This is a genomic window from Maribacter sp. UBA3344, assembly GCF_002362375.1.
Lineage (GTDB): Bacteria > Bacteroidota > Bacteroidia > Flavobacteriales > Flavobacteriaceae > Maribacter > Maribacter dokdonensis.
In genome coordinates, this window is the sequence record NZ_DERI01000029.1 from 115405 (window position 1) to 126157 (window position 10753).

Sequence of the window (10753 nt, forward strand, 5' to 3'; positions counted from 1 at the left end):
CAATTTATGGATCAAACGAATCCATTGGCAGAGATTACGCACAAAAGAAGATTATCGGCATTAGGTCCAGGTGGTTTATCAAGAGAGCGTGCAGGTTTTGAGGTTCGTGATGTTCACTATACACACTACGGTCGTTTATGTCCTATTGAAACTCCTGAAGGTCCAAACATTGGTTTGATATCTTCATTGTCGGTGTTTGCAAAAGTAAACCCAATGGGCTTCTTGGAAACTCCTTATAGAAAAGTGGAGAATTCAGTAGTAGACTACAAAAACTATACTTATTTAAGTGCTGAGGAAGAAGAAGGAATGAAAATAGCTCAGGCTAACATTCCAATGAAGGAAGATGGTACTATAGATGCGGAAAAAGTAATTGCTAGGGAAGAAGGTGATTTCCCAGTTGTAGATCCATCGGAAATTCAATATACCGATGTTGCTCCTAATCAAATTGCTTCAATTTCTGCTTCCTTGATTCCGTTTTTGGAACATGATGATGCAAACAGGGCTTTGATGGGATCTAACATGATGCGTCAAGCAGTTCCTTTGTTGAAACCACAATCTCCAATTGTTGGTACTGGTCTTGAGCGTCAAGTTGCTTCAGATTCAAGAGTATTGATCAATGCTGAAGGAGATGGGGTTATTGAGTATGTTGATGCTCAAAAAATCACTATCAAATATGATAGAACTGATGAGGAAAGATTAATCAGTTTTGAAGAAGATAGCAAGACTTATTTCTTGGTGAAGTTTAGAAAAACCAACCAAGGTACCAACATTAACTTGAAGCCAATTGTACAAGTAGGTGATAGAGTTAAGAAAGGACAAGTTCTTTGTGAAGGTTATGCAACTGAAAAAGGAGAATTAGCATTAGGTAGAAACTTAACCGTTGCATTTATGCCATGGAAGGGGTATAACTTTGAGGATGCAATTGTAATTTCAGAGAAAGTTGTACGTGAAGATATTTTTACATCTATTCATGTTGATGAGTATTCTCTGGAAGTTAGGGATACTAAATTAGGAGCGGAAGAACTTACACATGATATACCTAACGTTTCTGAAGAGGCTACAAAAGACTTGGATGAAAATGGTATGATCAGAATAGGTGCAGAGGTTAAGCCCGGTGATATTCTAATTGGTAAGATTACACCAAAAGGTGAGTCTGATCCAACTCCTGAAGAAAAATTATTACGTGCCATATTTGGTGACAAAGCTGGTGATGTAAAAGATGCTTCATTAAAAGCATCACCTTCTTTAAGAGGTGTTGTTATTGATAAGAAATTATTCTCTAGATCAGTAAAGGATAAGAGAAAACGTTCTGAAGATAAAGAAGAACTATCTAAATTAGAATTGGAATACGAAGTAAAATTCCAAGAATTAAAAGATATTCTTGTTGAGAAATTATTTACTATAGTAAATGGTAAGACCTCTCAAGGTGTTCTTAATGATTTAGGTGAAGAAGTATTACCTAAGGGTAAGAAGTATTCAATGAAAATGTTGAATTCTGTTGATGATTTTGCTCACTTAGTAGGTGGTAGTTGGACAACGGATGCAGATACAAATGCATTGGTAGCTGATCTTCTTCATAACTATAAGATTAAGCTTAACGATTTACAAGGTAACTTAAGAAGAGATAAGTTTACTATATCTGTTGGTGATGAATTGCCTGCTGGTATTATGAAACTTGCTAAGGTGTATATCGCCAAAAAGCGTAAGCTTAAAGTTGGTGATAAAATGGCAGGTCGTCATGGTAACAAAGGTATTGTATCAAGAATTGTTCGTCACGAAGACATGCCTTTCTTGGAAGATGGAACACCAGTTGATATTGTATTGAATCCGTTAGGTGTACCTTCTCGTATGAATATTGGTCAAATCTATGAAACAGTTTTAGGTTGGGCTGGTCTTAAGCTTGGAAGAAAATATGCTACACCAATTTTTGATGGGGCAACTTTAGAGGAGATAAACAAGTATACAGATGACGCGGGTATTCCAAGATTTGGACATACTTACTTATTCGATGGTGGAACCGGTCAACGTTTTGATCAACCTGCAACAGTAGGTGTGATCTATATGTTGAAACTTGGTCACATGGTAGATGATAAGATGCACGCACGTTCAATTGGACCATACTCTCTAATTACACAACAACCATTGGGTGGTAAAGCTCAGTTTGGTGGTCAGAGATTTGGTGAAATGGAGGTTTGGGCATTAGAAGCTTATGGTGCATCTGCAACTTTACGTGAGATACTTACAGTTAAGTCCGATGATGTAATCGGAAGGGCTAAGACTTATGAATCCATAGTTAAGGGAGAAACAATGCCAGAGCCTGGTTTACCAGAATCTTTCAACGTTTTAATGCACGAACTTAAGGGACTAGGTTTGGATATTAGACTGGAAGAATAGTTCAATAGTTAGTATTGAAGACTATTAAGTAAAACAAATTAAAACATTATCAGAACGCTATTATGGCTAGAATAAAAGATAATAACCAAGTAAAAAGGTTTGATAAAATTTCCATAGGTTTAGCTTCTCCAGAATCTATTTTGGCAGAATCTAGAGGTGAAGTTTTAAAGCCGGAAACAATTAACTATAGAACTCACAAACCAGAACGTGATGGTTTGTTCTGTGAGCGTATTTTTGGTCCTGTTAAGGATTATGAATGTGCTTGTGGTAAATACAAGCGTATTCGTTACCGTGGTATCGTTTGTGACCGTTGTGGTGTAGAGGTAACGGAAAAGAAAGTTCGTAGAGATCGTGTAGGTCATATTAACTTGGTGGTACCAGTAGCTCATATTTGGTACTTCCGTTCTTTACCTAATAAAATAGGTTACCTTTTAGGTTTACCTTCCAAGAAATTGGATATGATTATTTACTACGAGCGTTACGTAGTAATACAACCAGGTATCGCTAAAGGACCTGAAGGTGAAGAAATCAATAAAATGGATTTCTTGACAGAAGAAGAGTACTTGAATATATTAGATACTATTCCTCAAGAAAATCAATATTTAGAAGATACTGACCCTAATAAGTTTATTGCTAAAATGGGTGCAGAGTGTTTAATTGATTTGTTAGGTAGAATAAATCTTAAAGAACTTTCTTTTGAGTTAAGACACAAAGCAAATACTGAGACTTCAAAGCAGAGAAAAACTGAAGCTTTAAAGCGTTTGCAAGTAGTTGAGGCACTTAGGGAATCTCAAGAAAATAGAGAAAACGAACCAGAATGGATGATTATGAAGGTAATTCCGGTGATTCCACCAGAATTACGTCCATTGGTACCATTAGATGGTGGACGTTTTGCAACATCAGATTTAAATGATCTTTATAGAAGGGTAATTATTCGTAATAACCGTTTAAAAAGATTGGTTGAAATAAAGGCTCCTGAAGTAATTTTACGTAATGAAAAACGTATGCTTCAAGAAGCGGTAGATTCTTTGTTCGATAATACGAGGAAAGCGTCTGCAGTAAAAACGGAATCTAATAGACCTTTAAAATCTCTTTCAGATTCATTAAAAGGTAAACAAGGTCGTTTCCGTCAAAACTTACTTGGTAAGCGTGTAGATTATTCTGCTCGTTCGGTAATTGTTGTAGGACCAGAGTTGAACTTATATGAATGTGGTCTTCCAAAAGACATGGCTGCTGAGCTTTACAAGCCTTTTGTAATCAGAAAATTGATTGAAAGAGGTATTGTAAAAACAGTTAAGTCCGCTAAGAAAATTATAGATAAGAAAGAGCCTGTAGTTTGGGATATTTTGGAAAATGTATTGAAAGGTCATCCTGTATTATTGAACAGGGCCCCTACTTTGCACCGTTTGGGTATCCAAGCTTTCCAACCTAAATTAATAGAAGGTAAAGCAATTCGTCTACACCCATTGGCATGTACTGCATTTAATGCGGATTTTGATGGGGATCAAATGGCGGTTCACTTACCATTAGGACCAGAGGCTATTCTAGAAGCACAGTTGTTGATGCTTGCTTCTCAGAACATATTAAACCCTGCTAATGGTTCACCGATTACTGTACCATCACAGGATATGGTCTTGGGTCTGTATTACATGACCAAAGAGCGTAAATCAACTCCAGAAGTTCCGATTATCGGTGAAGGTTTAACATTTTATTCTGCAGAAGAAGTAGAGATAGCTTTTAATGAAGGTAAAGTAAATCTTAATGCTGGTATTAAGGTTAGAGCTAAGGATTTTAATGAGGAGGGTGAATTGGTTAATCAAATTATACCTACAACTGTTGGGCGTGTTTTATTTAATAAAAACGTACCAGAGGAAGCGGGTTATATTAACCAAGTATTGAACAAGAAGGCATTAAGAAATATCATTGGTGATATTTTAGCCGTAACAAGTGTTCCTGCAACTGCAGCTTTCTTGGATAAGATTAAGACTATGGGGTATGAATTTGCCTTCAAAGGTGGATTGTCCTTTAGTTTAGGTGATATTATTATCCCGGCTGAAAAAATGGATATGATCGGTGAGGCCAATGGTCAGGTTGATGGCATTATGGCTAACTATAACATGGGTCTTATTACTAATAACGAAAGATACAATCAGGTTATTGATGTATGGACATCGACTAATGCTATGTTGACTGAGTTGGCTATGAAACGTATCCGTGAGGATCAGCAAGGTTTCAACTCGGTGTATATGATGCTTGATTCTGGTGCAAGGGGTTCTAAGGAACAAATTCGTCAGTTAACAGGTATGCGTGGTTTGATGGCCAAGCCTAAAAAATCAACAGCTGGTGGTGGAGAAATTATTGAAAACCCTATTCTTTCTAACTTTAAGGAAGGTCTTTCAATTTTGGAATACTTTATTTCTACACACGGTGCACGTAAAGGACTTGCGGATACGGCATTGAAAACTGCGGATGCTGGTTACTTAACGAGAAGACTTGTTGATGTTTCTCAGGATGTTATTATTAACACCGAAGATTGTGAAACATTAAGAGGGGTGGAAGTTCAGGCACTTAAGAAAAATGAAGAAGTTGTTGAAAGCTTAGGTGAAAGAATTTTAGGTCGTGTTTCTCTACATGATGTTTATAACCCAATGACAGAAGAATTGGTTCTTCAAGCGGGTCAACAGATTATGGAAGCCGATGTTAAGAGAGTGGAAGCATCTCCTATTGAAAAAATAGAAGTACGTTCAGCACTTACATGTGAGGCTGAGAAAGGTATTTGTGCTAAATGTTATGGTAGAAACCTTTCAACCAATAAAATGGTACAAAGAGGTGAAGCTGTTGGTGTTGTGGCTGCACAATCAATTGGTGAGCCAGGTACACAACTTACACTTAGAACATTCCACGTAGGTGGTATTGCAGGTAACATTTCTGAGGATAATAAATTAGAAGTAAGATTCTCTGGTATTGCTGAAATTGAAGATTTAAGAACGGTTACGGGTGAAGGTTCTGATGGTAAACCAGCAGAGATCGTAATTTCTAGAACAACTGAGATTAAAGTTGTTGATGCCAAAACCGGTATTACTTTGAGTACAAGCAATATTCCTTATGGGTCTCAATTGTTTGTGGAAAATGGAGCTAAAGTTGAAAAGGGCGATGTAATTTGTTCTTGGGATCCATATAATGGGGTAATCGTTTCTGAATTCCCAGGTAAAATTGCTTATGAGAATATTGAGCAAGGTGTTACCTATCAAGTTGAAATAGATGAGCAAACAGGTTTCCAAGAGAAAGTAATTTCAGAATCTAGAAACAAGAAGTTGATACCAACTTTATTGATTCAAGATGCTAAAGGTGAAACATTACGTTCTTACAACCTACCGGTAGGTTCTCATATAATGGTTGATGATGGCGATAAGATTAAAGAAGGTAAGACTTTGGTTAAGATTCCACGTAAATCTGCAAAAGCGGGTGATATTACAGGAGGTCTTCCAAGAGTTACCGAATTGTTTGAAGCTAGAAATCCATCTAACCCTGCGGTAGTATCTGAAATTGACGGTGTTGTTTCTTTCGGTAAAATAAAGCGTGGTAATAGAGAGATAATCATTGAATCTAAATTAGGTGAGGTTAAGAAATATCTTGTGAAATTATCTAATCAGATCTTGGTACAGGAAAATGATTATGTAAGAGCAGGTATGCCATTGTCAGATGGATCAATTACACCAGAAGATATTTTAGCAATAAAAGGTCCTTCCGCTGTACAACAGTACTTGGTTAATGAAGTTCAGGAAGTTTATAGACTGCAAGGGGTGAAGATTAATGATAAGCACTTTGAAGTAGTTGTTAGACAGATGATGCGTAAAGTAAGAATTCAAGATCCGGGTGATACTATCTTCTTAGAGAATCAATTGATTCATAAAGATGATTTCATTAAAGAAAATGATGAAATCTTTGGTAAGAAAGTAGTAATGGAAGCTGGTGATTCTGACAATCTTAAACCGGGTCAAATTGTAACTCCAAGAGAGTTAAGAGATGAAAACTCGTTGTTAAGACGTGGAGATAAGGCATTGGTTGAGGCTAGAGATGCAGTTTCTGCAACGGCAACTCCAATCCTTCAAGGTATCACTAGAGCATCATTGCAGACGAAATCATTTATTTCTGCTGCATCGTTCCAAGAAACGACTAAGGTATTAAATGAAGCCGCTGTAAGTGGAAAAGTAGATACTTTAGAAGGTCTTAAGGAGAATGTTATCGTTGGTCATAAGATACCTGCTGGTACAGGTATGCGAGACTATGATAGTATTATCGTTGGGTCCAAAGAAGAATATGATGAGATAATGGCCAGAAAAGAGGCATTAAGATTCTAATTATAATACTGACCCTCAAATAAAATTTGAGGGTCATTTTTTTTAATATGATATAAACATGAGTGAACATAAGAACCCAAATCAAAAGCAGATAAATATTGAGTTGGACGAAAAAATGGCAGAAGGTATATATTCTAATCTAGCTATTATTAATCATTCAGTTTCTGAATTTGTGGTTGATTTTATTAGTATGATGCCAGGAGCTCCAAAGGCAAAAGTTAAAAGTAGGATTATTTTGACTCCTCAACATGCTAAAAAGTTTTTAAAAGCTTTAAACGATAATGTACAACGTTTTGAGAAAGCACACGGAACAATAAAGGATTATGAGCAACCTTCAATACCAATTAATTTTGGTCCTACAGGAGAAGCATAAAAAAAGCCCAATTTAAAAATTGGGCTTTTTTTATTCAAATTCTGAAGTAAAATGTAGTTTTACTGATGGATATTTTTGCTGGGTCATTTGAAGGGAGAATTGAGAATCTGCTAAAAATACCAATTGACCTCTCTTGTCCTTTGCAAGGAATTTTTGCTTAACTCGTTCAAATTCCTTGAATTCATCTGATTTTCTGTTTTCGGTACCTACCCAACATGCCTTATATACGTTGAAATTTTCATAGCTACATTTGGCGCCATATTCATGTTCCAGCCGGTATTGGATAACTTCAAACTGTAATGCACCCACGGTACCTATAACTTTTCTGCCATTCATTTCTAAAGTAAATAATTGTGCAACACCCTCATCCATTAATTGGTCTATTCCTTTATTTAGCTGTTTGGATTTTAATGGGTCTGCGTTATTGATATATCTAAAATGTTCTGGTGAAAAACTAGGTATGCCTTTATAATGTAAGGTTTCGCCTTCCGTTAACGTATCACCAATTTTAAAATTACCCGTATCATGAAGACCTACAATATCACCGGGATAAGAAATATCAACTATTTCCTTTTTTTCTGCAAAAAAGGCATTAGGACTTGAAAATTTTAAATTTTTACCATGTCTTACATGTAAGTAAGGTTTATTTCTTTCAAATGTACCCGATACAATTTTAATAAAAGCAAGTCGGTCTCTATGTTTAGGATCCATGTTTGCATGTATTTTAAATACGAACCCGGTCATAGCTTTTTCGTTAGCTTCTACCAAACGTTCTTCAGCATTTTTAGATCGTGGTGTAGGGGCAATTTGGATAAAACAATCTAATAATTCCCGAACTCCAAAATTATTAAGGGCGGATCCAAAGAAAACTGGCTGTTGGTCACCTTTTAGGTATAGTTCTTTGTTGAATTTTGGATACACACCCCATACCAATTCAAGGTTATCCCTTAATTCCGATGCGGCATTACTTCCTATAATTTTGTCCAGTTCAGTATTGGTAACGTCATCAAAAGCAATCGTTTCTTCAATATTCTTTTTACTATCTCCACTAAAAAGATTAATATTCTTTTCAAAAATGTTGTAAATACCTTTAAAATCATAGCCCATTCCAATAGGAAAACTTAACGGAGTAACGGAAAGTCCAAGCTTTTGTTCTAATTCATCCAACAAATCAAAAGCATCTTGACCTTCTCTGTCCAACTTATTGATGAATACGAGCATTGGAATTTTTCGCATACGACAAACTTCTACTAGTTTGACCGTTTGTTCCTCTACACCTTTAGCAACATCAATTACAACTATGACACTATCTACAGCGGTAAGGGTTCTAAAAGTATCTTCGGCAAAATCTTTGTGTCCTGGGGTATCTAAAATGTTAATTTTCTTGTTCTTGTAGTTAAAGGCAAGAACAGAGGTTGCGACAGAAATACCTCTTTGTCTTTCAATTTCCATGAAATCACTGGTCGCGGATTTTTTTATTTTATTGTTTTTTACGGCACCCGCTTCTTGAATGGCACCTCCAAAAAGTAATAGTTTTTCAGTAAGTGTAGTTTTACCAGCATCGGGGTGTGAAATGATACCAAAGGTTCTTCTTCGTTCTATTTCTTGTTTGAAGGTCATATAAAAAATTTGTGCAAAAATAAGATAAAATAGATTCTTACCATTTAAGAAAGTTCAGTGATAATTTAAGTAAGATGTATTCAATGTAGACTATAAACAAGATATGTGAATATTATTTACAATTGTTTTAATGAATATGATCCATATTGCTAGATTGATCGTATTTAAAAGAAATGTTAATATATTGACAACTGTTTGTCCATTTTTTATGCAGATTGCCTATTGAATTTGAGGGTTAATCGAAAAAGAATTTGAGTTGAATTCATTTTAATATATCTTAGCAACGTTTTAATAAGACTGCCCCACTTTCTTATCGAAAACATTAAAAACACTACCATTTGCCATGGTGATTAGTAAAACACTAACACTTATGGGTAAAATTACTTTTTTAAAAATTAATGGTTTTAATGCCAGAGATTTTGCTTTTCGTATTATTTTTTCGTGTACTTTTTTTTGTTCTTTTCAAGTGTTCGGGCTTGAATCAAATAGGTTTCTTGCGGTTAGTTCAATATTTCAACAAACTGTTGAAAATATCGATGCTGATAATGATGGTATATTAAATACAGTAGAAGACCAAAATGAAGACGGAGATAATAATTATTTGACTAATCCATCAGATAGCGACAATGACGGTATTCCCAATTATTTGGATATTGACTCTGATGGAGATGGTATTCTGGATAATTACGAAGGACAACGAACATCTGCGTACGTTGCTCCTTCAGGAATTGATAATAATAATAATGGATTAGATGATGCATATGAGGGTGCTTATGGTTTTGGTATTATCCCTATAAATTCCGATAGATCTGCAATACCGGATTATTTGGATATCGATTCTGATATAGATGGAATTAGGGATAATGTAGAATCTCAACCATATTTGAATTATGTTGCACCTTCTGGAATAGATGCCAATCAAAATGGTTTGGATGATGCTTACGAGGGTAGTTTTGGTTTCGGTATTATTCCTATAAATTCCGATAGTGATCAGTATCCAGATTATAGGGATTTTGATTCAGACAATGATGGTATTAAAGATAAGGTTGAAGCCCAAACATCAGAAGGGTATATTCCTCCAATCGGGGATAACGATCAAAATGGAATAGATGATTCGTATGAAATGGGATTAATACCTATTGATACAGATGGTGATGGAATTCCTGATTTTCACGATATAGATTCGGATAACGATGGTATTTTAGACAATTATGAGGCACAATCAACAGCAGGATATGTTGCTCCAGACGGTATAGATAGTACTCGAGACGGGTTGGATGAAGTTTATGGTCAAGGAGGTATTGAGCCTCAGTATAATACAGATGGTGATACTAAACCTGATTATAGGGATATAGATTCTGATAATGATGGTATCCCAGATAATGTTGAAGGGCAGCCTACAAATGGCTATGTGCCTCCTTCTGGTCTTGATACAGATATGGATGGTCTTGATGATGCCTACGAGGGTACAGGCAATCAAGGTGTAGAAATGACGAATACTGATTCTGATGAAGAACCTGATTACAGGGATTTAGATAGTGACAACGATCTGGTTCCTGACGATAATGAGGGTAACGACTTTAATTTTGACGGAGTTCCTGACCAGACCTACACCGGTGTCGATACCGATGGTGACGGTCTGGACGATGGTTACGAGGGTTCCGATGTGAACGATGGATTCGATGTGAACGATGAGATCGACGATCCAGCGAACGACCTACCGGATACTGACGGTACGGAGGACGTGAACTATCGTGATCTTGACGACGATGGTGACGGCGTTGATACCCCTGACGAGGATGTCGATAATGACGGCGACCCGACCAATGATGATAGCGACAATGACGGCACTCCTGATTATTTGGACCCTGATAGCCCGGGTCCGGATACGGACGGGGACGGAGTTCCTGACAGTGCTGATCTTGACGATGATAACGATGGTATCCTGGATACGGAGGAAGATCCCAACCTTGACGGTGACAATGATCCTTTAACGGATCCTCTG

At 36.5% G+C, this 10753-nt stretch carries 4 protein-coding genes and 1 pseudogene; 4 read left to right on the plus strand and 1 reads right to left on the minus strand.

Features of this window, described 5'->3' with window-relative positions:
• From rpoB to B2Z27_RS17975, 3 genes are all read left to right on the plus strand, one after another.
• Positions 1-2394 (plus strand): DNA-directed RNA polymerase subunit beta (rpoB, locus tag B2Z27_RS17965; protein WP_286814697.1); only part of this gene is annotated, 2394 nt, incomplete at its 5' end.
• A 62-nt stretch (positions 2395-2456) separates the two neighbouring features.
• A complete protein-coding gene (gene rpoC / locus B2Z27_RS17970; RefSeq protein ID WP_058106007.1) occupies positions 2457-6755 on the plus strand; it encodes a DNA-directed RNA polymerase subunit beta' in 4299 nt (1432 codons plus the stop codon).
• Between the two features lie 58 nt (positions 6756-6813).
• Positions 6814-7128, plus strand: coding sequence for a DUF3467 domain-containing protein (locus tag B2Z27_RS17975; protein WP_058106008.1), 315 nt, complete (start codon positions 6814-6816; stop codon positions 7126-7128).
• A gap of 30 nt (positions 7129-7158) precedes the next feature.
• On the opposite strand, the gene B2Z27_RS17980 is transcribed toward B2Z27_RS17975, so the two are convergent.
• Positions 7159-8748, minus strand: coding sequence for a peptide chain release factor 3 (locus tag B2Z27_RS17980; protein ID WP_286814699.1), 1590 nt, complete (start codon positions 8746-8748; stop codon positions 7159-7161).
• Positions 8749-9118: 370 nt separating this feature from the next.
• On the opposite strand from B2Z27_RS17980, the pseudogene B2Z27_RS17985 reads away from it, so the two are divergent.
• Positions 9119-10753: pseudogene (locus B2Z27_RS17985) on the plus strand (hypothetical protein); the annotation flags it as partial.

Coding starts and splice junctions, on each gene's coding strand:
- rpoC (WP_058106007.1), top strand. CDS start 2,457: ATGGCTAGAATAAAAGATAATAACCAAGTAAAAAGGTTTGATAAAATT.
- B2Z27_RS17975 (WP_058106008.1), top strand. CDS start 6,814: ATGAGTGAACATAAGAACCCAAATCAAAAGCAGATAAATATTGAGTTG.
- B2Z27_RS17980 (WP_286814699.1), bottom strand. CDS start 8,748: ATGACCTTCAAACAAGAAATAGAACGAAGAAGAACCTTTGGTATCATT.